Annotated in this window: 1 protein-coding gene; it reads left to right on the forward strand. The window is 73.3% G+C overall.

The window, feature by feature from the left end; genetic code table 11:
• Positions 1–584, forward strand: a 584-nt coding sequence (locus AB1460_RS38190; RefSeq protein WP_420497475.1) for a Mu transposase domain-containing protein, incomplete at both ends; no start/stop codon positions are given.

Genomic DNA, 584 nt, shown 5'->3' on the forward strand with positions numbered 1-584 from the left:
CTGGTGACGGTCCGGATGAACCGCTACTCGGTGCCGGTCCGCCTCATCGGCCGGCAGGTGAGGGTCCTTCTGTCGGCGTCCGAGCTGGAGATCTACGACGGCCGGACCCTGGTGGCTCGTCATCCCCGGTTGATCGCCAAGGGGCAGGACAGCCTCGATCTTGATCATTACCTGGAGGCGCTGGTGCGCAAGCCCGGCGCACTGCCGGGGGCCTCTGCACTTGAGCAGGCCCGCGCGGCAGGCCGGTTCACTCCGGTCCATGACGCCTGGTGGAAGGCCGCCCGCGCCGCCCACGGCGACGCGGCCGGCACCCGCGCCCTGGTCGAGGTGCTACTGCTGCACCGGACGATGGCCCACGAGCATGTCGTCGCCGGGATCGCCTCGGCGCTGACCGCCGGCGCGCTGACCGCGGACGCGGTCGCCGTCGAGGCCCGCCGGGCGGCCCAGGCCGACACCGACGCCGAACTGGCCGCGCCGTCGGTCGACAGGACAGCACCGCAGGTGACCTCGCTGACCGCGAAGCGCCTCGCCACCCTGCCCGTCGACAGCCGGCCGCTGCCGTCGGTCGCCGCCTACGACCAGCT

Origin of the sequence: Parafrankia sp. FMc2 (assembly GCF_041008525.1) — a bacterium.
Lineage (GTDB): Bacteria > Actinomycetota > Actinomycetes > Frankiales > Frankiaceae > Parafrankia.